Origin of the sequence: Pseudomonas thivervalensis, from assembly GCF_001269655.1 — a bacterium.
Taxonomy (GTDB): Bacteria; Pseudomonadota; Gammaproteobacteria; order Pseudomonadales; family Pseudomonadaceae; genus Aquipseudomonas; species Aquipseudomonas thivervalensis.
On the sequence record NZ_LHVE01000012.1, the window covers coordinates 65,557 to 87,967 of the forward strand.

Consider the following 22,411-nt stretch of genomic DNA (forward strand, 5'->3'; position numbering starts at 1 on the left):
ACCCATGTTCAAATATATTGGCGACATCGTTAAGGGTACCGGTACCCAACTGCGAAGCCTGGTCATGATCTTCGGCCATGGCTTTCGCAAGCGCGACACCCTGCAATACCCGGAAGAGCCGGTCTACCTGGCGCCACGCTACCGTGGTCGCATCGTCCTGACCCGCGACCCCGACGGCGAGGAACGCTGCGTGGCCTGCAACCTGTGCGCCGTGGCGTGCCCGGTGGGTTGCATCTCGCTGCAGAAAGCTGAAACCGAAGACGGTCGCTGGTACCCGGACTTCTTCCGCATCAACTTCTCGCGCTGCATTTTCTGCGGCCTCTGCGAGGAAGCCTGCCCGACCACCGCGATCCAGCTCACGCCGGATTTCGAAATGGCCGAGTTCAAACGTCAGGACCTGGTGTACGAGAAAGAAGATCTGCTGATTTCCGGTCCCGGTAAAAACCCTGATTACAACTTCTATCGTGTTGCAGGTATGGCCATTGCCGGTAAGCCAAAAGGCGCCGCGCAGAACGAAGCCGAACCGATCAACGTGAAGAGCTTGCTGCCTTAAGGAAGAAAGATGGAATTCGCTTTCTATTTCGCATCGGGTATCGCGGTGGTGTCCACGCTTCGTGTGGTCACCAACACCAACCCCGTGCACGCCCTGCTCTACCTGATCATTTCGCTGATCGCCGTGGCCATGACCTTCTTCGCCCTCGGCGCGCCGTTCGCCGGTGCCCTGGAAGTGATCGCCTACGCTGGCGCCATCATGGTGCTGTTCGTGTTCGTGGTGATGATGCTCAACCTCGGCCCCGCCGCGGTCCAGCAGGAACGCACCTGGCTCAAGCCTGGCATCTGGGCTGGACCGGTGATCCTGTCCGCCCTGCTGCTGGGTGAACTGCTGTATGTGCTGTTCGCTCACCAGAGCGGCCAGGCCATCGGCCACACCACCGTAGACGCCAAGGCCGTGGGCATCAGCCTGTTCGGTCCGTACCTGTTGGTGGTCGAACTCGCCTCGATGCTGCTGCTTGCCGCAGCCGTCACGGCGTTCCATTTGGGCCGTAACGAGGCGAAGGAGTAATCACATGCCTGCTATCCCTCTCGAGCATGGTCTGGCGGTTGCCGGCATCCTGTTCTGCCTCGGTCTGGTCGGCCTGATGGTCCGCCGCAACATCCTGTTCGTGCTGATGAGCCTGGAGGTCATGATGAATGCCTCCGCCCTGGCCTTCATCGTCGCGGGCGCTCGCTGGGCGCAACCGGATGGACAGATCATGTTCATCCTGGTGATCAGCCTGGCAGCCGCCGAGGCCAGTATCGGCCTGGCGATCCTGTTGCAGCTGTATCGCCGCTTCCACACTCTCGATATTGACGCTGCCAGCGAGATGCGCGGATGAACCTTCTCTTCCTGACTTTCATATTTCCTCTTGTCGGTTTCCTGCTGCTGTCGTTCTCCCGTGGACGCTGGTCGGAAAACCTGTCGGCGCTGGTGGGCGTGGGTTCCATTGGCCTGTCTGCCATCGTCACCGCCTACGTGATCTGGCAATTCAACGTCGCCCCGCCGGAAGGTGGCCGATACGTGCAGGTGCTGTGGCAGTGGATGGCGGTGGAAGGCTTCACGCCGAACTTCGCCCTCTACCTGGACGGCCTGTCGGTGACCATGCTCGGCGTGGTGGTCGGCGTGGGTTTCCTGATCCACTTGTTCGCCTCCTGGTACATGCGCGGTGAAGCCGGTTACTCGCGCTTCTTCGCCTACACCAACCTGTTCATCGCCAGCATGCTGTTCCTGGTGCTCGGCGATAACCTGTTGTTCCTGTACTTCGGCTGGGAAGGCGTGGGCCTGTGCTCGTACCTGTTGATCGGTTTCTACTACAGCAACCGCAACAACGGGAACGCCGCACTCAAGGCGTTCATCGTGACCCGGATCGGCGACGTGTTCATGGCCATCGGCCTGTTCATCCTGTTCCAGCAACTGGGCACGCTGAATATCCAGGAACTGCTGGTCAAGGCACCCGAGCACTTCAAGGTCGGTGACTTCTGGATCGTCCTGGCGACCCTGATGCTGCTGGGCGGCGCCGTCGGTAAATCCGCGCAACTGCCGCTGCAAACCTGGTTGGCGGACGCGATGGCCGGCCCGACCCCGGTCTCGGCACTGATCCACGCCGCGACCATGGTGACCGCCGGTGTCTACCTGATCGCCCGTACCCACGGCCTGTTCGCCCTGGCGCCGGACATCCTGCACCTGGTCGGCATCGTTGGTGGCGTGACCCTGGTCCTGGCCGGTTTTGCCGCCCTGGTCCAGACCGACATCAAGCGCATCCTCGCCTACTCGACCATGAGCCAGATCGGCTACATGTTCCTGGCCCTGGGCGTCGGTGCCTGGGAAGGCGCGATCTTCCACCTGATGACCCACGCCTTCTTCAAGGCGCTGCTGTTCCTCGCGTCCGGTGCGGTGATCGTGGCCTGCCACCACGAGCAGAACATCTTCAAGATGGGCGGCCTGTGGAAGAAACTGCCACTGGCCTACGCCAGCTTCATCGTCGGCGGCGCGGCCCTGGCGGCCCTGCCTCTGGTGACCGCCGGTTTCTACTCCAAGGACGAAATCCTCTGGGAAGCGTTCGCCAGCGGTAACCAGGCACTGCTTTATGCCGGCCTGGTGGGTGCGTTCATGACTTCGCTGTACACCTTCCGCCTGATCTTCATCGCGTTCCACGGTGAAGCCAAGACCGAAGCCCACGCCGGCCACGGCATCGCCCACTGGCTGCCCCTGTCGGTGCTGATCGTGCTGTCGACCTTCGTCGGCGCCCTGATCACTCCACCGCTGGCCGATGTGCTGCCGCAAAGCGTCGGCCATGCCGGCGGCGAAGCCAAGCACAGCCTGGAAATCGCCTCGGGCGCCATCGCCCTGGCGGGCATCCTGCTGGCCGCCCTGCTGTTCCTCGGCAAGCGCCGCTTTGTCACGGCAGTCGCCAACAGCGGCATCGGGCGCTTCCTTTCGGCCTGGTGGTTCGCTGCCTGGGGCTTCGATTGGATCTACGACAAACTGTTCGTCAAGCCATACCTTGCGATCAGCCACATTCTGCGCAAAGACCCGCTCGACCAGACCATTGGCCTGATCCCGCGCATGGCCAAGGGCGGCCACACTGCCCTGAGCCGTACCGAGACCGGTCAACTGCGTTGGTATGCGGCTTCCATGGCGGCTGGCGCCGTGCTGGTTATCGGCGCCATCGTGCTGGTAGCGGTCTGATATGAACCTTGCGAACTTGCGAAAGGAAACGAGCCCGTCATGATTCTGCCCTGGCTAATCCTGATCCCCTTCATCGGCGGCCTGCTGTGCTGGATCGCGGAGCGCTCCAGCTCCACGCTCCCGCGCTGGATTGCGCTGCTGACCATGTCCCTGGAACTCGCGCTCGGCCTCTGGCTGTGGGCGACCGGCGACTATTCATTTGCACCGGCCCCTGGCGCAGATCCGACCTGGGCGCTTGAGTTCAAGCACGCCTGGATCGCGCGCTTCGGCATCAGCGTGCACCTGGCCCTCGACGGCCTGTCGCTGTTGATGATCCTGCTGACCGGCCTGCTGGGTATCCTCTCGGTACTCTGCTCCTGGAAAGAGATCCAGCGTCACGTCGGTTTCTTCCACCTGAACCTGATGTGGATCCTGGGCGGTGTCGTCGGCGTGTTCCTGGCGCTGGACCTGTTCATGTTCTTCTTCTTCTGGGAAATGATGCTGGTGCCGATGTACTTCCTCATCGCGCTCTGGGGTCACAGTTCTTCGGACGGCAAGAAAACCCGGATCTACGCGGCGACCAAGTTCTTCATCTTCACCCAGGCTTCCGGCCTGATCATGTTGGTGGCGATCCTTGGCCTGGTGCTGGTCAACTTCAACAACACCGGCGTGATCACCTTCAACTACGCCGACCTGTTGAAAGTGCAGATGTCCAAGACCACCGAGTACGTGCTGATGCTCGGCTTCTTCATCGCCTTCGCGGTGAAGCTGCCGGTGGTGCCGTTCCACTCCTGGCTGCCGGACGCCCACGCCCAGGCGCCGACCGCCGGTTCCGTGGACCTGGCGGGTATCTTGCTCAAGACCGCGGCCTACGGCCTGTTGCGCTTCGCCCTGCCGCTGTTCCCCAATGCCTCGGCCGAGTTCGCGCCGATTGCCATGACCCTGGGCCTGATCGGGATTTTCTACGGTGCGTTCCTGGCGTTCGCCCAGACCGACATCAAGCGCCTGATCGCCTTCTCCAGCGTTTCGCACATGGGCTTCGTGCTGATCGGGATCTACTCCGGCAGCCAACTGGCCCTGCAAGGCGCGGTGATCCAGATGCTCGCCCACGGCCTGTCGGCTGCGGCGCTGTTTATCCTCAGCGGTCAGCTGTACGAGCGCCTGCATACCCGGGACATGCGTGAAATGGGCGGCATCTGGTCGCGCATCGCCTACCTGCCGGCCATCAGCCTGTTCTTCGCAGCCGCTTCCCTGGGCTTGCCGGGCACCGGCAACTTCGTCGGCGAGTTCCTGATCCTGATCGGCTCGTTCGTCAGCGCGCCATGGATCACCGCGATCGCCACGTCCGGCCTGGTGTTCGGTTCGGTCTACTCGCTGATCATGATCCACCGTGCCTACTTCGGTCCGGCCAAGTCGGATGAAGTGTTGCGTGGCATGGACGGTCGCGAACTGATCATGGTGCTCGGCCTTGCGGTGCTGCTGGTTTACCTCGGCGTCTACCCGCAACCGTTCCTCGACACCTCTGCCGCCACGATGCATGGCGTGCAGCAGTGGCTCGGCACCGCCTTCTCTCAACTCGCTTCGGCCCGGTAAGAGCGCTATGGAATTCACGATTCAACACTTTATCGCGCTTGCGCCGCTGTTGATCACCAGCGCCACGATCATCGTGGTGATGCTGGCGATCGCCTGGCGGCGCAATCACTCACAGACCTTCCTGCTGTCGGTGGCGGGGCTGAATCTGGCCTTGCTGTCGATCTTGCCGGCCCTGAAAGTCGCGCCACTGGCGGTCACGCCGCTGATCCAGATCGACAGCTTCGCTTGCCTCTACATGGCGTTGATCCTGGTCGCCACCCTGGCCTGCGTCACCCTCGCCCACGCCTACCTCGGCGATGGCGGTTCGGGTTACCCGGGCAACCGCGAAGAACTGTACCTGCTGATCCTGATGGCTGCCGCCGGTGGCCTGGTGCTGGTCAGCTCGCAGCACCTGGCCAGCCTGTTCATCGGCCTGGAACTGCTGTCGGTGCCGGTCTACGGCCTGGTGGCCTACGCCTTCTTCAACAAGCGCTCCCTGGAAGCCGGCATCAAGTACATGGTGCTGTCGGCGGCCGGTTCCGCGTTCCTGTTGTTCGGCATGGCCCTGCTCTACGCCGAAGCCGGCACCCTGAGCTTCGTCGGCATCGGCCAGGCCCTGGCGGCCACCGGCCTGCCTAGCCCGATCGCGCAACTGGGCCTGGGCATGATGCTGATCGGCCTGGCGTTCAAACTGTCGCTGGTCCCGTTCCACCTCTGGACCCCGGACGTCTACGAAGGCGCCCCGGCGCCGGTGGCGGCGTTCCTGGCCACGGCTTCGAAAGTGGCGGTGTTCGCGGTCATGGTGCGGCTGTTCCAGATCTCGCCAGTGGCCAGCAGCGGCGTGCTGAGCAACGTGCTGACCATCATCGCCATCGCGTCGATCCTGTTCGGTAACCTGCTGGCACTGACCCAGAGCAACCTCAAGCGTCTGCTGGGTTACTCGTCCATCGCCCACTTCGGCTACCTGCTGATCGCCCTGATCGCCAGCAAGGGCCTGGCCGTGGAAGCCATTGGCGTGTACCTGGTCACCTACGTGATCACCAGCCTCGGCGCGTTCGGCGTGATCACCCTGATGTCCTCGCCGTACAACGGCCGCGACGCCGACGCCCTGTACGAATACCGCGGCCTGTTCTGGCGCCGTCCGTACCTGACCGCCGTGCTGACCGTGATGATGCTGTCCCTGGCCGGCATCCCGCTGACCGCCGGCTTCATCGGCAAGTTCTACATCATCGCCACCGGCGTCGAGGCCCACCAATGGTGGCTGGTCGGCTCCCTGGTGCTGGGCAGTGCCATCGGCGTGTTCTACTACCTGCGCGTCATGGTCACCCTGTATTTGATGGAACCGAACCTGCGTCGCCACGATGCCGAGTTGCACTGGGAACAGAAAGCAGGCGGCGTGATGCTGCTGGCCATCGCTGTGTTGGCGTTCTTCCTGGGCGTGTACCCGCAGCCATTGCTGACGTTGGTTCAGCAGGCTGGGTTGACGGGTTGATTGCCTGAGCGTCACCGAACAAAAATGCCCGTTTCGTGAGATGCGGGCATTTTTTTGAGCAGGATTCGAGTGATCAAAAACCGTGGCGAGGGAGCTTGCTCCCGCTAGGCTGCGCAGCAGCCTCGATCAGCTCAACACGGACCATCGGGTAAACGAACGTTACGACTGCTACGCAGCCGAGCGGGAGCAAGCTCCCTCGCCACGGGTTTGGTGTTTTTTCTGAAAGTGAGACGGTTTCTTATTACATCTGATAGTTTGCCGCAGCGAATATCGACAACAATCATCTACGATCATCCTTCAGAAGCGACTGCCTCAGAAAACAGGGCGTGTACCGCCAACTGCAATGGAGAAATCCGCCATGACAGCCACCACGAAAACCCGGTCGGTTACAGCTCACGTCCCGGTGCACCTGGCCGAAAAAGTCGACTTGATGGCCGAACGCCTCGGGCGCTCCAAGGATTGGATCGTTAAACAAGCGCTATCTGCCTGGATAAACCAGGAAGAGGAACGCAGTCTCCTGACTCATGAGGCCTTGGCCGATGTTGACACTGGCCGAGTGATTGACCACCAGGCAGTCCAGGCTTGGGCCGATAGTCTCAACGGGGATCGATAACTTCGGCTCGACCAACCTGACTGCCAAAGCGCAGTGGCCTTTCCATTTGGTGATCGGCTGAGATGCATGTCGATTCGAACGCGCCGTGGCAGGCCATCAGCGCAAACTGCAACGCGTTTTTTCCCCGGCTCATGCAGCTTGCACGACGCTGAAAATCAAGAACACTTCAACCCATTGTTTTTAAAGCGTTTTAAAACCCGTCTCGGCTGGCACAGCTCATGCAATTCAACGCTTACGCGGCGTCGGCGCTCGAAGCCTGCCCGCATCCGTGAATTGCCGAGGAGCTCCCCCATGAATGCCATCGATCTGTTGAAAGCCGACCATGAGCGCGTCAAAGCCATCTTGACTCAACTGAGCGAGTCGACCGAGCGCGCTGTGAAAAAACGCACCGACCTGTTGGCGAAACTGGAAATGGAAATTTCCATCCACACACGTCTGGAAGAAGAAATTCTTTATCCGGCGTTCAAGCAAGCCGGTGGCAAGGACGAGGCTGAAATGTATTACGAAGCCAAGGAAGAACACCGCACCGTCGACTCGTTGGTGCTGCCGGACCTGAAAACCACCGATCCAACTCAGCCGGAATTCGCCGGTCGGGTGAAAGTGGTCAAGGAACTGCTTGAGCACCACATCGAAGAAGAAGAAAAGGAAATGTTCCCCCACGCGAAAAAACTGCTGGGTAAGGCCAAGCTGGACGCCTTGGGCGCGGAAATGGAAACTATGAAAGCGCAGTACAAAAAAGAACTGAGCAGCGCCAACCTCGCCGCCTGATCAAAGCGCCAGATGCTTCAGCCGTCATGTGGCGGCTGAATGCGTTGCGCCGCTTTATTGCATTTGTTCGCGCAAGAATTCCACCAACGCCTGCACTGGGCGTGCACTTTGTCGATGCTGGGGATACACCGCCGATAGCGCCAATGGTTCGGTCTCGAAGCCTTCCAGGACCCTGATCAGCCGACCCTCCTTCAAGGCATCGCCGAGGATGAAAGCGGGCAGATAGGTGATGCCCATGCCGGCAATGGCCGCGTCCCTGAGCAAATCACCGTTATTGGCGCGCATGCGCCCCGTGACCTCCAGCGTCAACGGTTTGCCCGCCCCCGCGAAACGCCACTGCACCTGACGGCTGTGACCATAGGGCAGGCAGTCATGGTTGCGCAGGTCCTCAGGCCGCGCGGGTGTGCCTTTTTGCGTCAGGTAGGTGGGGCTGGCGCAATACACCCGCTCGATGGTCGCGATGCGCCGGGCAATCAGGGTCGAATCCTCCAGCACGCCGATGCGCAGCGCCAGGTCATAGCCCTCCCCCAGCAGATCCACCGAACGGTCGCTCAGGTCCACCTCGACGCTGACGCCCGGATAGCGTTGCAGGAACAGCGGCAACAGGCTGCCCAAGTGCGCCACGGCGAAGGACAGCGGTGCGCTGAGCCGAATCGTGCCACGGGGCTCGCTGGTCTGGCCGCTGATGCCCTGCTCCACCTGTTCGACGTCATTGAGCAGGCGCAACGCCGCTTCGTAATAGCGCTGGCCCAACGGGGTGACGTCCAGCCGGCGGGTCGAGCGATTGAGCAGGCGCACGCCCAGACGCTGCTCCAGTGCCATGAGCTTGCGGCTGACGAATTGCTTGGACAGCCCGAGCTTGTCCGCGGCGGCGGTGAAACTGCCTGACTCCATGACCTGGGCAAAGATGCGCATTTCTTCGAAGGGGTTCATTGTCATTTCGCAGGTGGACAGTCAGTAGATTCAGTGGGGCATTGTGGTCGTGGCAAGACAAATTGCATAGCGTCGATGCCGGCAACTTAGATTAATGACTGGACACAAAAACGCCCGCTCAGGGGGTAATGCTGTCCACTTAAGAGAAACGATGAACCTGTGGCGAGGGAGCTTGCTCCCGCTCGACTGCGCAGCAGTCGTGAACCGGCGGGTGCGGTGTGTCTGATGCTCCGCATTCGGCTGGTTTGGGGCCGCTTCGCGGCCCAGCGGGAGCAAGCTCCCTCGCCACGGGATTGTCGTTTGCCTTAAGTGAACAGCATTACCCACAAGGCGGGCGTCTTCCAGTAAAGACCGCTTACTTGGCCGTCAGCGCCGAGTAGCTGTTCATCAGGTTGCGGTAGTTCGGAATGCGCTGGGACAGCAGGTTGCCCAGTCCTTCGATGTCGTTGCGCCAGTCGCGGTGCAGCTCACAGGCCACCGAGAACCAGTTCATCATCTGCGCGCCAGCAGCGGTCATGCGCACCCAGGCGGCTTGTTGCACGGTTTCGTTGAAGGTACCCGAAGCGTCGGTGACGACGAACACGTCGAAGCCTTCAGCCAGCGCCGACAAGGTCGGGAATGCCACGCAGACGTCGGTGACCACGCCGGCGATGATCAGTTGCTTGCGGCCGGTGGCCTTGATTGCCTTGACGAAGTCTTCGTTGTCCCAGGCATTGATCTGGCCTGGACGTGGGATGTACGGCGCGTCCGGGAACATTTCCTTGAGTTCCGGCACGATCGGGCCGTTGGGGCCTTGTTCGAAGCTGGTGGTCAGGATGGTCGGCAGTTCAAAGAACTTCGCCAGGTCGGCCAAGGCCAACACGTTGTTCTTGAACTCGTTGGGCGAGAAGTCCTGGACCAGGGAAATCAGACCGGTCTGGTGATCGACCAGCAGGACGACCGCGTCGTCTTTGTTCAGACGGTTGTAGGCGGGAACGTTGCTCATGGGATGACTCCTTTGGGATGGATTGTGACAAAACCTTGTGGGAGCGGGCTTGCTCGCGATAGCGGAGCATCAGGCGGCGGCGATGTTGAATGTTCCGTCGCCATCGCGAGCAAGCTCGCTCCCACAGGGGATAGGTGTTTGTGCTCAGTCAAAAGGCAAAGCAGGAACAGCCAAACGCGCCCCAGAAGCCCTGGAAATCGCTGACCGGGACGTTTGACAGTCGCGCCCGTTCGTGGCTGTGGGAATGCACCGTGCACGGGCCGCTGCACTGGTGGACTTGCGCCTGCAATGGAGAGCTCGGGCGCCAGTGGCCCGGGACCTTCACCACTGGCGACCAGTCCGGCAGCACCGGGACGCTGGCCGGGCCGAGTTTTTCGAAATCGCCAGCGGCGTAGACCACCTTGCCGTCCACCACGGTCAGCACCGACTCGATCCACTTGATGGCTTCTTCCTCGACGCTGAAGAAGTCCGCGCTCAGGGCCGCCAGGTCCGCCAGTTGGCCGACCTTGATCTGGCCTTTCTTGCCCTGTTCCGACGAGAACCAGGCGCTGCCATGGGTAAACAGCTCCAACGCGGTCAAGCGCGGCAGGCCTTCTTCGTGCAACGACAGGCCACCGACGGTGCGGCCGCTGACCATCCAATACAACGAAGTCCACGGGTTGTAGCTCGACACGCGAGTGGCGTCGGTGCCAGCGCCCACCGGCACGCCTTCGGCGAGCATGCGCTTGATCGGCGGCGTGGCTTCGGCCGCCTTGGCACCGTAGCGGTCGACGAAGTATTCGCCCTGGAAAGCCATGCGGTCCTGGATTGCAATGCCGCCGCCCAGCGCCCGCACCCGTTCGATGTTCTTCGGGGTGATGGTTTCGGCGTGGTCGAAGAACCACGGCAGGCCGTTGAATGGAATGTCGCGGTTGACCTTCTCGAACACGTCGAGCATGCGGCTGATGGACTCGTCATAGGTGGCGTGCAGGCGGAATGGCCAGCGCTGCTCCACCAAGTGCCGGACCACCGGTTCCAGGTCCTGTTCCATGCCCGGCGGCAGGTCCGGACGCGGCTCCAGGAAGTCCTCGAAGTCCGCCGCCGAGAACACCAGCATTTCGCCGGCGCCGTTGTGCCGCAGGAAGTCGTCGCCCTGGTGCAGCTTGACGCTGCCGGTCCAGTTCTTGAAGTCGGTGAGTTCTTCCTTGGGCTTCTGGGTGAACAGGTTGTAGGCGATGCGCACCGTCAGCTGCTGCTCGCGGGCCAACTGCTCGATGACCTCGTAGTCGTCCGGGTAGTTCTGGTAGCCGCCGCCGGCGTCGATGGCGCTGGTCAGGCCCAGGCGATTGAGTTCGCGCATGAACTGGCGGGTGGAGTTGACTTGGTATTCCAGCGGCAACTTCGGCCCTTTCGCCAGCGTCGAGTACAGGATCATCGCGTTGGGCCGCGCCACCAGCATGCCGGTGGGCTCGCCCTTGCTGTCGCGTACGATCTCGCCACCCGGCGGGTTCGGCGTGTCGCGGGTGTAGCCGGCGACACGCAGCGCGGCGCGGTTAAGCAAGGCGCGGTCATACAGGTGCAACACGAACACGGGCGTATCGGGGGCGGCCTGGTTGAGCTCTTCCAGGGTCGGCATGCGCTTTTCGGCGAACTGGAATTCGTTCCAGCCACCCACCACGCGAACCCATTGCGGCGTTGGCGTGCGGTCGGCCTGGTCCTTGAGCATGCGCAAGGCATCGGCCAACGACGGCACGCCTTCCCAGCGCAGTTCCAGGTTGTAGTTCAAGCCACCCCGAATCAAGTGCAGGTGCGAGTCGTTGAGGCCGGGAATGACGGTGCGGCCCTTGAGGTCGATGACCTGGGTGCCGCTGCCGCGCAAGGCCATGGCCTCGGCGTCGGTGCCTACGGCGACGAAGCGGCCCTGGCTGATGGCGACCGCGCTGGCGCGAGGTTTCTCGCGGTCGACGGTGTGGAATTGGCCATTGAACAGAATCAGATCGGCGTTCATCGGTTTTTCCTTCAACAATGGATGTGCGGACTAATCCGTGGCGAGGGAGCTTGCTCCCGCTGGGCTGCGAAGCGGCTCCAAAAGAGCGGACGCTACGCGTCCAACGGGAGCAAGCTCCCTCGCCACAACAGTGCTTGTCACAAAAGTTCGGCGCTGGTTAAGGCTCCAAATGTTCGTGGGTTGAGGACGCTTCCAGCCACGGCGCGAACAGCCGGGTCGCCAGCGGCATGCACACGTACACCACCGAAAGCACGATGGTCACGGTGATCAGGAACGTGGCGACCACGTAGTTGGACAGAAAGGCGTTGAGTTGCAGCAACGGGCCCCAGAGCAACGGCACCAGCAAGGTGTGCGGCAGGATAACCAGCAGCGTCACCACCGATTGTTTCCAGCGCGGCGGTGGCATGGCGGCATCGGCCAACGGGGCGAACCAGAATTCCTTGTGCGAGGCGACTTCAGTCTGGTCGCCGTCGGCCAGCAGCGGCGTGGCCTCCTCCACCAGCTCGCGACGCTCGGGCGAATCCAGCCAGCGTTGCATGGCCTCGGTGGAGCAGAACCGCAGCACACAGGTGAACAGCGACAAACCGCCCTGCTTGCCCCGCACCACATCCACCCCCAGATGCCCCGGCCACTGGCCGGCCACACTGACGATGCGCCGCAACCAGGTTTCATAGGCACCGTCCTGGCCGGCTTTGATCCGGTGCTTGACCACCAGGGTGACGATTTCGTCGAAGCCGGGTTTCGCCGGACTCGCGGTTGATTCGAGGGTTTGGGACTCAGGCATGACGCAGCACTCCAGCAAAACGCGCGTTCAGCGCCAGGCGCCCAGGCCCGGCAATGAACACGCTGGTAAATACAATCAGCAGCAACCAACCGAACTGGCCTTCTTCCAGGCTCCATTGCGGGTGCACCACCAGCAGCGCCACCGCCAGCAAAAACAGGATCGGCAGGCACGCCAGGCGCACCAGCACACCGGCCATGATCAGTAGCGGACACAGCACCTCGGCGAAAATCGCCAGGATCAGGGTCGGTGCCGCGCCGAGGTGGAACGGGTCTTCGATGCGGGTCAGCTCGGCGCTGTAGTTCAACAGCTTCGGCAAGCCATGGACCCACAGCAGGAACAGCCCGCCGCTCAGGCGCAGGAACAACAAGCCCAGGTCCTGCCATGGGCGCTCATCCGTCATGTTCATCGGTGCGCTCCGTCCGCCGCGGCCGCGGCCGGCAGGGGTTGAGACATGTGGGTGGCGATGCGCGAGCGCAGCCAGCGCTCGGCGGGGTCGTTGTCATGCACGCCGCTCCAGACCATCGACAGCTCGGCGGCATTGATCTCGAACGGCGGGTCTTCGGCGCGCAACGCGCAGCCTTCCACCAGCGCGCAAGCGGCGTAGTCGGGCACGGTGGCGATCAGCTCGGTGCCCGCCAGCAAGGCCCGCAGGCCGCTGAATTGCGGCACCGCCAGCACCACTTTACGGGCCCGACCGATGCGCGCCAGATCCAGGTCGATGTTGCCGCTCAGGTCACCCGAGAACGAAACCATGGCATGGGGCCGCGAGCAGTACTCGTCCAGGGTCAGCGGTCCCGGGCGCTTGTCGCCACGCAAGACTTTGCAGGGGATATCCCGCAGTTTCTTGCGCTTGGCATTGGCCGGCAGATCGGTGGTGTAGCTGACGCCGACGCTGATCTCGCCGCTGGCCAGCAGCGAGGACATCAGCAGGAAATTGGCCCGGCGCACCACCACGATGATCCCCGGCGCTTCTTCGCGCAGTTGGCTCAACAGCGGCGGGAACAGGCCGAACTCGGCATCGTCGGACAGACCGATGCGAAACACGTCGCAACTGGTGGATGGATCGAATGCCTTGGCCCGGCTGACCGCGCCAGAAATCGTGTCCATGGCTGGCTGCAGTTCCTGCAGGATCGCCAGGGCTCGAGGCGTGGGCTCCATGCCTCGGCCATGGCGGATCAGCAACGGATCATCGAACAGATCCCGCAACCGCCCCAGCGCCGCGCTCACCGCCGGCTGGCCCATGAACAGCTTTTCGGCGACGCGGGTCAGGTTTTTCTCGAACATCAGCGCCTCGAAGATCACCAGCAGGTTCATGTCGAGACGGCGTAAATCGTTGCGGTTCATGGGGTGAGGTCCTGTTTAACTGTGGGAGCGAGCCTGCTCGCGATAGCGGTGGGTCAGCTTGCATTCATATCTACTGTCCTGACGCCTTCGCGAGCAGGCTCGCTCCCACAGGTCTTAGCTTGCTTGCGTCAGCCCTGGATGAACGCCAGCAGGTCCGCATTCAAGCGGTCCTTGTGGGTATCGGTCAGGCCATGGGGCGCGCCCGGGTAGACCAGCAACTGCGCGTGCTTGAGCAACTTGGCGGCGGCAATGCCGGCCGCTTCGATGGGGACCATCTGGTCGTCATCGCCATGCACCACCAGGGTCGGCACGTCGATGTTGCGCAGGTCGTCGGAAAGATCGGTCTCCGAAAACGCCTTGATGCAGTCGTAGGTGTTCTTGTGGCCGGCGAGCATGCCCTGCATCCAGAACCAGTCGATCATGCCTTGGGAGACTTTGGCGCCCGGACGGTTGGCGCCGAAAAACGCGCTGGCCACATCTTTGTATAGCTGAGAGCGGTCGACCAGGGAGGCCTGGCGGAAACCGTCGAAGACCTCGATGGGCAAGCCGCCGGGGTTGGCCGCGGTCCTGAGCATCAGCGGCGTGACGGCCGAGATCAGGCCGAGCTTGGCGACACGGGCAGCGCCATGGCGACCGATGTAGCGCGCCACTTCCCCACCGCCGGTGGAGAAACCGATCAGCACGGCGTCTTTCAAGTCCAGGCGCTCGATCAGCTCGGCCAGGTCATCGGCGTAGGTGTCCATGTCGTTGCCGTCCCAGGGCTGGCTGGAGCGCCCGTGCCCACGGCGGTCATGGGCGATCACCCGGTAGCCGTTGGACGCCAGGAACATCATCTGCCCCTCCCAACTGTCCGAGTTCAGCGGCCAGCCGTGGCTCAGGACCACCGGTTGACCACTGCCCCAGTCCTTGTAGTAAATCTCGGTGCCGTCGCGGGTGATGAAGGTGCTCATGACAGGTTCCTTGAGGTGGGTGGATCGCTTCATGGTCCGGTCAGAGGAGGCGTTTACGTGAGTTAAACGTTGTTAATTTTTTCGGAACGGCGGTGTTAAAAACCGCTTTTGTGGCGAGGGAGCTTGCTCCCGCTGGGCTGCGCAGCAGCCCCAGGACTGTCACCTCGGTGTGCCAGATTGATTGGGGATAGGGCCTTTGGGGCCGCTTCGCGACCCAGCGGGAGCAAGCTCCCTCGCCACAGGGTCCGACAGTTGGAAGGCTGAGGGTAGAAGCCTGCGCCGTTGCGCTTGACGCCAAACCTGAGGAATATGCTCGGGTAATGCCCAGGCACCAGGACCAGAACATTGAGAGCACCATGAGCCAATACCTCAGCCTGCCCGTCGAACAAACGGTGCATTTCGGCCCTTACCGGGTCCATCCGCGCCAGCGCCTGGTGCTGGAGGGTGGGCAGCCGTTGCGCCTGGGACGGCGGGCCGTGGAGATTTTGCTGGTGTTGCTCGAACACGCTGGCGAGGTGGTGAGCAAGCAGCAATTGATCGCCCGTGTCTGGCCCAAAAGCGTGGTGGAAGACACCAACCTGCGGGTGCACGTCGCGGCCCTGCGCAAGGCCCTTGGGGATGGCCAGGTCGGGCAGCGCTACATCGTCACTGTGGCACAGCGCGGCTACAGCTTTGTCGCGCCGCTGTCGTTCGAACCCCTCGCCCCGTTGGCGCGCATCCCCCATCCCTCCCTGGCGCGCAACCTGCCGCTGCAGCGCACGCGCCTGATCGGCCGCCAGGCCCTGGTGGAAAGCCTGGTGGCCCAGTTGCCACGAAAACGCTTCATTACCCTGGTCGGCACCGGTGGCATTGGCAAGACCACCGTTGCCCTGCGGGTCGCCGAACGGCTGATCGGCCACTACCGTGACGGCACCCACCTGCTGGACCTGGCGTCGCTCAATGACGCGACCATGATCGCCCCCAACCTCTGCGCATTGCTCGATCTGCCGCTGCAGGACGGCGACCCGCAAGACGCCATCGCCCGGCAGCTCAAAGAACGGCATCTGTTGCTGGTGATCGATAACTGCGAGCACTTGATCGACGCCATCGCCCAGCTCAGCGAAACCTTGCTGCGCGGCGCCCCCCACCTGCACATCCTGGCCACCAGCCGCGAAGGCCTGCGCGCCGAAGGCGAACACGTGCAGCGCCTGGACGCCCTGGCGTTCCCGCCCCGGGAAATGCCCATCGAAGGTTATCCCGCCCTGGAGTACCCGGCGCTGCAACTGTTTGCCGAGCGTGCAATGGCCAGCCGCGACGACTTCGAACTGACCGACCGCGAGGTGCCGTTGGTGATCGATATCTGCCAGCGGCTGGACGGCATTCCCCTGGCCATCGAGTTGGCCGCCGGGCAACTCGGCCGCTTCACCCTGGAAGCGCTTCACCGACAACTGCAAGACAGCGTCGCCCTGCTCCACAACGACATCGGCGCCGCACCGCGCCAGCAGACCCTGCGCGCCACGCTGGATTGGAGCTTCGCGCTGCTCACGGCCTGCGAGCAAACCTGCCTGCGGCGGCTGGCTGTGTTCATGGGCAGTTTCAACCTGGCCTCGGCCGCCGCGGTGATCGTCGGCCAGCACGTCGCGCCCGAACAGGTGCTGGTGTCGGTCAGCCAATTGGTCGCCAAATCGTTGCTCAACGTCGAGATCGGCGATGAAGAAGTGCGCTATCGCCTGCTAGACACCACTCGCCGCCATGCCTTGGAAAAACTGGCCGAAGCCGGGGAACTGGCCGCCAGCCAGGAACGCCACGCCGAGCGCTGCCTGGCGCTCATGGGGCAAGCGGAAAACGATTGGGAAAACACCCCCACCCGACTGTGGATCGCCCGCTACGCCGACTATCGCGACGACATCCGCGCGGCGCTCGACCGAGGCCTGGGTCCGCAGGGTTCACACGCCGTGGCGATCCGCCTGACCGCCCGCACCCTGCCCCTCTGGCAGGAACTGTCGCTGCTCAAGGAACACGGCCTCTACGTCAACAAGGCGCTGCAGTTGCTGCGAACCAGCCCCGCGCCCTGCCCGCGCTTGACCCTGGCCCTGGAGCTGGCCCACGCCAGTTTCAACTACCACACCGAGGGTGGCACGCCGACCACGGTCCAAGCCTTCGCCACCGCCCGGCACCTGGCCCGGCACTGCCAGGACCTGGCCGGAGAGCTGCGGGCCGTGTCCGGGCAGATGACCGTCGACCTCAGCTGCGGCAATTACCAACAGGCTTTGGAACACAGCCTGGATTTCGACCGGTTGGGTTTGCAGGGCGACCCGACCCTGTCCTTGAGCACCCAACGCCTGCGGGTGCTGGCGCTGCATTTCACTGGCGACCAGGGTGGGGCGCGGCGTGAGGCCGAGCAGGTGATCCAGCGCCTGGCCCAGAGCGGTCACCTCAGCCGCTTCAGCCACGGCTTCGGCGTGCAATACGACCAGAGCGTGGCCGCGCTGACCATTCTGGCGCGTATCCTCTGGCTGCAAGGTTTTGCCGAGAAAGCCCGGCGCACCGCCAACCTGGCGTTGCAGATCGCGCTCCAGATCAACCACGGCATTTCGATCTGCTACACCCTGGCGCTGACCGGTTGCGTGATCGCCCATTACAACGGTGATCATCCGACGGCCCGGGAAAGGCTCGAGCTGTTGAAGCAGCAGGCCAAGAAACATTCGGTGATGCTGTTCCATGACTGGGCCTGCCATTACGCCTGCGCATTCGATGGCCTGTCCCTGGAGACGAACCCGACAGACGGGCTGATCGAGGACATCGCCGTCACCCTGCGGGCTGACTTTGTCAGCCCGGCGCAACTTGAAAGGGCGCGCAGTGGTGCCGCGGGTTGGTGCTCGGCGGAAATCCTGCGGGCCGGCGCCGAAACCTTGCTGGCGCGCAATGACCCCTCCTTGGAGGAAGCCGCCGAAGCGCAACTGCTGGCCGCCCTGAACGTCGCCCGTCGTCACAACGCCCCGGCCTGGGAACTGCGCAGCGCCACGTCCCTGGCCCGCTTGTGGCAACGCCGGGGGCAGGCGCAGGCCGCGCAGGAACTGCTGGGGTCGGTCTATCGACGCTTTACCGAAGGGTTCGACACCCCCGACCTATTGGAAGCCGGCGCGTTGCTCCAGACGCTGGCTCGACGGTTGGGGCCTTGACAGCCGCGCGTCCCAAGCGTCTTGCAGCACGTAACGCCGATAAAACACCGGCCACTGCCCCCTGCGCCGCAATTTATCCATCGCATAGGCCCGAGTCGTCTGGAGCAGGCGCCAACGCTCGCCCTCGGCAAGCGGCTCGACCACCAGCAATGACACGCTCGCCAGCCGCGCCAGCAGCCCGGGCAATTGCCCGACGCTCAGTTCAGCACAACTGATCACGGCCAGCGCCGCCCTGAGGGTAAACGGGCCATCGAACACCGCCAGACGCAAGAACGTGGTTTGTTCGTCAGCGCTCAAACGTTCGAAACTCGAATCCAGCACAGCCTCCAGGCTTCGATGCCGGGGCACCGCCGTACGTCGCCCGTGGCTCAGGAGTGACAAACCGTAATCCAATTGTTCCAAGACGCCGGCCAGCCCCAAGACGTCGACTTGGGCCGCCGCCAGTTCCAGCGCCAGCGGCAAGCCGTCCAGGCGCTGGCAGATCTGCGCCAGGATCAGCCAGTCGCGGCCAACGGGCTGGAACCCCTGCAGCCGGGCGCTCACCCGCTCGGTCAGCAATTGCACCGCCGGGCACGCCACGACCTGGTGCTCGGGCTCCAGAGGCGATGCCACGGCCAGGCCCGGCAGCGGTACGATTTTTTCGTCCGGCAGCGCCAGAGGTTCGCGGCTGCTGCACAACAGTGCCACCCCCGGCGCCGCCGCAGTCAAGGCCTGGGCCAGGTCCCGACAGGCGTCGAGCTGGTGCTCGCAACCGTCGAGCACCAGCAACATGCGGCAAGACTCAAGACGCCGGCCCAACGCACCGTGCGGCAGGCCCAACGTGTCGGCCACCTGCGCCATCACCTGCGAGGGATCGCTAATGGTCGCCAGGTCAACGAACCAGGCCCCGTCGTCAAAGTGCTCGAGCAGCAGCTCCGCCACCCGCACCACCACGGTGGTCTTGCCGACCCCGCCCGGGCCGGTCACGGTGGTCAGCGCTTGTCGAGGCACTTGCGCCAACAACCGTCCCAGGACTTTGTCGCGACCGATCACCGGGCTCAAGCGCGTGGGCAGGTTGTGCCGCTCGGCCCTGGGACTGAAAGGCGATTCAACGCCGTCTTGCACCGGCAGGGACACCGCCAGGCAATAGCCTTGTCGCGGGTGGTTGAGGATGTAGCGAACGCCGTCTCGCCCGTCGCCAAAGGCCCGCCGCAGCGCCGCGATGTGCACCCGCAGGTTGATGGCCTCCACGACGCTGTCAGGCCAGACGTGGGCAATGAGGGTCTGCTTGCTGACGTAATGGCCGGCGTGCTCCACCAGCACCTGCAGAACATCCAGGGCCCGGCCACCCAGCGCGAGGGGCTGGCCGTCACGGGTGACCAGCCGCTGCTGCCGGTAGAAGGCAAACGGACCGAAGCCCACCGCCGGCTCGCTGTCGGGTTTGACGAAACTGTTCATGGGCGATCCAGCGCCGGAAAACCGGGGCGGGCGTCAGCGTGCGGATCACCGAACACGTCTGCCCTGGGCTCCTGCGCATCCTTTCCAAGGGGTTCGCCGTTATCTTGGCAGGCGCAGGCCTCAGGACAATGCTGGCACAGGGAGCACCACGGACATCACGGTGCCCTGGACGGACACCGACGGCTCAACTGAACTGCTGGCGATATTGCACCGGGGTCAGGCCAAGCTTTTCACCGAATAAAAAGCGCATGTGCCGCACACTGCCGAAGCCGCTGCGAAACGCCACGGTCTTGAGCGGCAGGTCGGTGGTTTCCAGCAAATGACGCGCCCGGTCGATGCGCGCACCCTGCAGGAATTCCATGGGCGTCATCTTCACTTCACGGGCGAAGACCCGGGCGAAATGCCGCGCGCTCATGACGGCCAAGGCGGCCATGCGTTCGATGGTGAAAGGTTCTTCCAGGTGCTCCATCACATGATTCTGCACCCGGGTAATGGCCGACTCCTGCGTCGACACCGCCGCCACCGAGGGGCTGAACTGTGCCTGCCCGCCCTGGCGCTTCATCACCACCAGCAACACCTTGGCCACGTCCAGCGCGACTTTGCGGCCATGGTCCTGGGCAACGATGGACAGGGCCAGGTCGATCCCGGCGGTGACGCCGCCCGAGGTGATCAGGCGGCGGTCCTGCAGGAAGATCTTGTCGGTTTCCACCAGGGCCTTGGGGAAACGTTGGATCAGCCGTTCGGTGTAATGCCAGTGGGTGGTGACGCGATAACCGTCGAGCAAACCCGCCTCACCGAGCACAAAGGCACCGGTGCAGATCGAGCCGTAGCGCGTCGCCCGTTGCGCCGCGGCCCGCAGCCAGGTGTGCAGCCCCGGATGGCGGTCGTTATAGGCCCCCGGCCCGCCCGGTACCAGCAACACGTCGTAGGCCGCCCATGCCTGGTCGATATGGATATCGGCCTGCACCATCACGCCGTTGGACGCTCGCAACGGCCCGCGCTCGGTCCCCAGGGTCAGCAGTTGATAACGCTGGTCCGTTTCGAGGTAACGATTGGCGATGGAAAACACCTCGAGCGGCCCGGCCATGTCGAGCAGCAAGAAATCCGGGAACAGCACCATTGCAACGGTCTTCATCAAGAGGGACGCCAAAATCCAGAACTTGTAAGTGAATGCCCCTGTGGGAGCGAGCCTGCTCGCGATAGCGGTATATCAGTGACATTGATGCTGGCTGATCCAACGCTATCGCGAGCAGGCTCGCTCCCACAGGTTTTTATGTGGCATCAGAACTCAGCATTATGTCGAAGCGAAGCACCTGCCGGTAGGCATTCTCGATTGTCCACTCAAAGCGGACAGTCTTTCGTTTTCCACCTGCTTATTGAATATCCTGGCAACCATTAACCTTCTTCTGAACCCGGCGAGCGGCCCCAGCCGCCGCCCACAGACATCAGGAGAATTGATCATGCTGACCCTTCGCAAAGCTTCGGACCGCGGCATTGCCCGCCACGGTTGGCTGACCTCGTTCCACACGTTCTCGTTCGCCAGCTACCGTGACCTCAATCAACAGGGCTTCTCCGACCTGCTGGTGATCAACGACGACCGGGTCGCCGCCGCCAAGGGTTTCGGCCAGCATCCCCACCGGGACATGGAGATCTTTTCCTATGTGCTCGAAGGGGCGCTGGAACACAAGGACACCCTGGGCACCGGCTCGGTCATTCGCCCCGGTGACGTGCAGTTGATGAGCGCCGGCAGCGGCGTGGCCCACAGCGAGTTCAACCACAGTGCCGAAGAGCCGGTGCACTTCCTGCAGATCTGGATCGTGCCCGACGTCAGCGGTGCCACGCCCCGCTACCAACAGGAGCACTTCAACCGCGAGCAGAAACAGGGACGCCTGCAATTGATCATCTCCCCGGACGGTGCCGACGGCTCGCTCCAGGTGCGCCAGGATGCGCGGGTCTACGCCGGGCTGTTCGATGGCGAGCAAAGCGCCACGCTGACCCTGGAAGCGAATCGCTATGCCTACGTGCACGTGGCCCGAGGCACTGTCGAGCTTAACGGTGTGCACTTACAGGAAGGTGATGGCGTGCGGGTGCGCGAGGAGCAAGTCCTGACCTTGAGCAATGGCCAGGACGCCGAGGTGCTGGTGTTCGATCTGCGGCCGCAGGAATTGCCACAGATGCCATGAAACACCCTTTACCCCTGTGGGAGCGAGCTTGCTCGCGATAGCGGAGTGTCAGCCCTATGAGAGCTGGCTGACCTGACGCCATCGCGAGCAAGCTCGCTCCCACACTGGATGGGTGGCGGATTCATTCATTCTCCAGCGCAAACACCTCGACAATCTCGTCGATCACCGCCCGCACCCGCGCGGTATGGCGCAGGTCCGCGTGGGTGACCAGCCAGACTTCGTAGGGCTGCGGGCGCGTGCGCTCCGGCCAGAGCCTCAGCAACCCGTCACGCTCCCCCATGTACAGCGGAATTTCCCCGACACCGATGCCTGCGGCGATCGACCGGCGTACCAACAGGCTCGAACTCAGGCTGGCGACGATCCGTCCGCGATTGATCGGCTCCGAAACCAGCGTGAAATCCTTGCTGCCCTGCAAGTACGGTTGATAAACCACCAGATCATGTCCTTCGAACTCACTGCCGGGCACCGGTACGCCATAGGCGTCGACATAGGCTTGGGACGCAAACAAGCCTACCGGCCAACGGGCGATCCGCCGGGCGATCAGGTCTGGATTGTCGGGCCGGGTGTTGCGCACGGCGATGTCCGTTTCGCGCTTGACCAGGCTGAGAATCTGCGTGGATGCGTCCAGTTGCACCCGCACGTCAGGGTGGCGCCCGTGCAGGCGGGCGATGGCCGGAATCAGGAAGTCGATCGCCAATGAGTCAGTGGTGGCAACCCGGACATTGCCGATCAGGCGGTCATCCAGGCCCTGTATCCGACGCTCCAGCTCCAACGCCGAATGTTCCATCTTCTCCACCGCCTTGAGCGCCGCCTCGCCGACGGCCGTCAGTGCGTAACCGTCGGAGGTACGCAAGAACAACGCGGCATCGAGGGACTTCTCCAGCGCCGTGACACGCCGCCCCACCGTCGCCTGATCCACCCCCAATGTCCGCGCGGCACCACGCAAGGTCGATGCCCGGCAGACCGCCAGGAACATCCGCGCATCATCCCAATTCAT

The 22,411-nt window shown here is 63.2% G+C and carries 20 protein-coding genes; 10 read left to right on the forward strand and 10 right to left on the reverse strand.

The annotated features are described in order from the left end of the window. Window positions 1–4: 4 nt before the first annotated feature. From nuoI to AD659_RS16670, 8 genes are all read left to right on the forward strand, one after another. Complete coding sequence (gene nuoI / locus AD659_RS16635) at window positions 5–553, forward strand: NADH-quinone oxidoreductase subunit NuoI (RefSeq protein WP_003180051.1); 549 nt, start codon at window positions 5–7, stop codon at window positions 551–553. Between the two features lie 9 nt (window positions 554–562). Next, on the forward strand, window positions 563–1,063 hold the full coding sequence (nuoJ, locus tag AD659_RS16640) for an NADH-quinone oxidoreductase subunit J (RefSeq protein WP_053123215.1): 501 nt from the start codon (window positions 563–565) through the stop codon (window positions 1,061–1,063). Between the two features lie 4 nt (window positions 1,064–1,067). Next, window positions 1,068–1,376 carry an NADH-quinone oxidoreductase subunit NuoK gene (gene nuoK / locus AD659_RS16645; protein WP_003180046.1) on the forward strand — a complete coding sequence of 103 codons (309 nt, stop codon included), beginning with the start codon at window positions 1,068–1,070 and terminating at the stop codon, window positions 1,374–1,376. Further along, window positions 1,373–3,226 (forward strand): NADH-quinone oxidoreductase subunit L, encoded by a 1,854-nt coding sequence (gene nuoL / locus AD659_RS16650; RefSeq protein WP_053123217.1) that lies wholly within the window; start codon window positions 1,373–1,375, stop codon window positions 3,224–3,226. The genes nuoK and nuoL overlap by 4 nt, the downstream gene beginning before the upstream one ends. Before the next feature lie 39 nt (window positions 3,227–3,265). Continuing rightward, a complete protein-coding gene (gene nuoM, locus AD659_RS16655) occupies window positions 3,266–4,798 on the forward strand; it encodes an NADH-quinone oxidoreductase subunit M (RefSeq protein ID WP_053123219.1) in 1,533 nt (510 codons plus the stop codon). Between the two features lie 7 nt (window positions 4,799–4,805). Next, complete coding sequence (gene nuoN, locus AD659_RS16660; protein ID WP_053123222.1) at window positions 4,806–6,269, forward strand: NADH-quinone oxidoreductase subunit NuoN; 1,464 nt, start codon at window positions 4,806–4,808, stop codon at window positions 6,267–6,269. A gap of 358 nt (window positions 6,270–6,627) precedes the next feature. After that, window positions 6,628–6,882: a CopG family ribbon-helix-helix protein gene (locus AD659_RS16665; protein WP_053123223.1), complete on the forward strand. Its 255-nt coding sequence runs from the start codon at window positions 6,628–6,630 to the stop codon at window positions 6,880–6,882. A gap of 291 nt (window positions 6,883–7,173) precedes the next feature. Next, entirely contained in the window at window positions 7,174–7,650 is a 477-nt protein-coding gene (locus tag AD659_RS16670) for a PA2171 family ribosome-binding persister protein (RefSeq protein ID WP_053123224.1), read from the forward strand. Between the two features lie 54 nt (window positions 7,651–7,704). Here AD659_RS16670 and AD659_RS16675 read toward each other — a convergent pair whose 3' ends face one another. The 7 genes from AD659_RS16675 to AD659_RS16705 all read right to left on the reverse strand — a co-directional run bounded on the left by AD659_RS16675 (window position 7,705) and on the right by AD659_RS16705 (window position 14,633). Next, window positions 7,705–8,583 carry a LysR family transcriptional regulator gene (locus AD659_RS16675; protein ID WP_053123226.1) on the reverse strand — a complete coding sequence of 293 codons (879 nt, stop codon included), beginning with the start codon at window positions 8,581–8,583 and terminating at the stop codon, window positions 7,705–7,707. A gap of 355 nt (window positions 8,584–8,938) precedes the next feature. Continuing rightward, the gene (gene ycaC / locus AD659_RS16680; protein ID WP_014337664.1) at window positions 8,939–9,568 is read right to left on the reverse strand and encodes an isochorismate family cysteine hydrolase YcaC; all 630 of its coding nucleotides are present in this window, start codon (window positions 9,566–9,568) and stop codon (window positions 8,939–8,941) included. Between the two features lie 148 nt (window positions 9,569–9,716). Beyond that, a complete protein-coding gene (locus AD659_RS16685; protein ID WP_053123228.1) occupies window positions 9,717–11,555 on the reverse strand; it encodes an amidohydrolase in 1,839 nt (612 codons plus the stop codon). Between the two features lie 157 nt (window positions 11,556–11,712). Next, a complete protein-coding gene (locus tag AD659_RS16690) occupies window positions 11,713–12,339 on the reverse strand; it encodes an antibiotic biosynthesis monooxygenase (protein ID WP_053123230.1) in 627 nt (208 codons plus the stop codon). Beyond that, the gene (locus AD659_RS16695; RefSeq protein ID WP_053123233.1) at window positions 12,332–12,745 is read right to left on the reverse strand and encodes a DoxX family protein; all 414 of its coding nucleotides are present in this window, start codon (window positions 12,743–12,745) and stop codon (window positions 12,332–12,334) included. The genes AD659_RS16690 and AD659_RS16695 overlap by 8 nt, the downstream gene beginning before the upstream one ends. Continuing rightward, window positions 12,742–13,683: a LysR family transcriptional regulator gene (locus tag AD659_RS16700; protein ID WP_053123235.1), complete on the reverse strand. Its 942-nt coding sequence runs from the start codon at window positions 13,681–13,683 to the stop codon at window positions 12,742–12,744. The genes AD659_RS16695 and AD659_RS16700 overlap by 4 nt, the downstream gene beginning before the upstream one ends. A gap of 128 nt (window positions 13,684–13,811) precedes the next feature. Beyond that, the gene (locus AD659_RS16705; RefSeq protein WP_053123237.1) at window positions 13,812–14,633 is read right to left on the reverse strand and encodes an alpha/beta fold hydrolase; all 822 of its coding nucleotides are present in this window, start codon (window positions 14,631–14,633) and stop codon (window positions 13,812–13,814) included. Window positions 14,634–14,989: 356 nt separating this feature from the next. Here AD659_RS16705 and AD659_RS16710 point away from each other — a divergent pair, with 356 nt between their 5' ends. Further along, complete coding sequence (locus AD659_RS16710; RefSeq protein WP_053123239.1) at window positions 14,990–17,794, forward strand: ATP-binding protein; 2,805 nt, start codon at window positions 14,990–14,992, stop codon at window positions 17,792–17,794. On the opposite strand, the gene AD659_RS16715 is transcribed toward AD659_RS16710, so the two are convergent. Both AD659_RS16715 and AD659_RS16720 read right to left on the reverse strand, forming a co-directional pair. Beyond that, window positions 17,741–19,231, reverse strand: a complete 1,491-nt coding sequence (locus AD659_RS16715; RefSeq protein ID WP_053123241.1) for an ATP-binding protein — start codon at window positions 19,229–19,231, stop codon at window positions 17,741–17,743. The two genes, AD659_RS16710 and AD659_RS16715, sit on opposite strands and share 54 nt — an antisense overlap. A 184-nt stretch (window positions 19,232–19,415) precedes the next feature. Then, the gene (locus AD659_RS16720; RefSeq protein ID WP_053123243.1) at window positions 19,416–20,366 is read right to left on the reverse strand and encodes a GlxA family transcriptional regulator; all 951 of its coding nucleotides are present in this window, start codon (window positions 20,364–20,366) and stop codon (window positions 19,416–19,418) included. A 325-nt stretch (window positions 20,367–20,691) separates the two neighbouring features. Between AD659_RS16720 and AD659_RS16725 the strand changes: the two genes are divergently transcribed. Further along, a complete protein-coding gene (locus AD659_RS16725) occupies window positions 20,692–21,414 on the forward strand; it encodes a pirin family protein (protein WP_053123245.1) in 723 nt (240 codons plus the stop codon). A gap of 121 nt (window positions 21,415–21,535) precedes the next feature. Here AD659_RS16725 and AD659_RS16730 read toward each other — a convergent pair whose 3' ends face one another. After that, window positions 21,536–22,411: a LysR family transcriptional regulator gene (locus AD659_RS16730; protein WP_053123247.1), complete on the reverse strand. Its 876-nt coding sequence runs from the start codon at window positions 22,409–22,411 to the stop codon at window positions 21,536–21,538.

What these genes read in the sequence shown, in the direction of transcription:
- AD659_RS16690 (WP_053123230.1), bottom strand. Translation starts at nt 12,339, where the DNA reads ATGCCTGAGTCCCAAACCCTCGAATCAACCGCGAGTCCGGCGAAACCC.
- AD659_RS16695 (WP_053123233.1), bottom strand. Translation starts at nt 12,745, where the DNA reads ATGAACATGACGGATGAGCGCCCATGGCAGGACCTGGGCTTGTTGTTC.
- AD659_RS16685 (WP_053123228.1), bottom strand. Translation starts at nt 11,555, where the DNA reads ATGAACGCCGATCTGATTCTGTTCAATGGCCAATTCCACACCGTCGAC.
- ycaC (WP_014337664.1), bottom strand. Translation starts at nt 9,568, where the DNA reads ATGAGCAACGTTCCCGCCTACAACCGTCTGAACAAAGACGACGCGGTC.
- AD659_RS16665 (WP_053123223.1), top strand. Translation starts at nt 6,628, where the DNA reads ATGACAGCCACCACGAAAACCCGGTCGGTTACAGCTCACGTCCCGGTG.
- nuoK (WP_003180046.1), top strand. Translation starts at nt 1,068, where the DNA reads ATGCCTGCTATCCCTCTCGAGCATGGTCTGGCGGTTGCCGGCATCCTG.
- AD659_RS16725 (WP_053123245.1), top strand. Translation starts at nt 20,692, where the DNA reads ATGCTGACCCTTCGCAAAGCTTCGGACCGCGGCATTGCCCGCCACGGT.
- AD659_RS16705 (WP_053123237.1), bottom strand. Translation starts at nt 14,633, where the DNA reads ATGAGCACCTTCATCACCCGCGACGGCACCGAGATTTACTACAAGGAC.
- AD659_RS16670 (WP_053123224.1), top strand. Translation starts at nt 7,174, where the DNA reads ATGAATGCCATCGATCTGTTGAAAGCCGACCATGAGCGCGTCAAAGCC.
- AD659_RS16710 (WP_053123239.1), top strand. Translation starts at nt 14,990, where the DNA reads ATGAGCCAATACCTCAGCCTGCCCGTCGAACAAACGGTGCATTTCGGC.
- nuoL (WP_053123217.1), top strand. Translation starts at nt 1,373, where the DNA reads ATGAACCTTCTCTTCCTGACTTTCATATTTCCTCTTGTCGGTTTCCTG.
- AD659_RS16715 (WP_053123241.1), bottom strand. Translation starts at nt 19,231, where the DNA reads ATGAACAGTTTCGTCAAACCCGACAGCGAGCCGGCGGTGGGCTTCGGT.
- nuoI (WP_003180051.1), top strand. Translation starts at nt 5, where the DNA reads ATGTTCAAATATATTGGCGACATCGTTAAGGGTACCGGTACCCAACTG.
- AD659_RS16730 (WP_053123247.1), bottom strand. Translation starts at nt 22,411, where the DNA reads ATGAATTGGGATGATGCGCGGATGTTCCTGGCGGTCTGCCGGGCATCG.
- AD659_RS16720 (WP_053123243.1), bottom strand. Translation starts at nt 20,366, where the DNA reads ATGAAGACCGTTGCAATGGTGCTGTTCCCGGATTTCTTGCTGCTCGAC.
- nuoJ (WP_053123215.1), top strand. Translation starts at nt 563, where the DNA reads ATGGAATTCGCTTTCTATTTCGCATCGGGTATCGCGGTGGTGTCCACG.
- nuoM (WP_053123219.1), top strand. Translation starts at nt 3,266, where the DNA reads ATGATTCTGCCCTGGCTAATCCTGATCCCCTTCATCGGCGGCCTGCTG.
- nuoN (WP_053123222.1), top strand. Translation starts at nt 4,806, where the DNA reads ATGGAATTCACGATTCAACACTTTATCGCGCTTGCGCCGCTGTTGATC.
- AD659_RS16700 (WP_053123235.1), bottom strand. Translation starts at nt 13,683, where the DNA reads ATGAACCGCAACGATTTACGCCGTCTCGACATGAACCTGCTGGTGATC.
- AD659_RS16675 (WP_053123226.1), bottom strand. Translation starts at nt 8,583, where the DNA reads ATGAACCCCTTCGAAGAAATGCGCATCTTTGCCCAGGTCATGGAGTCA.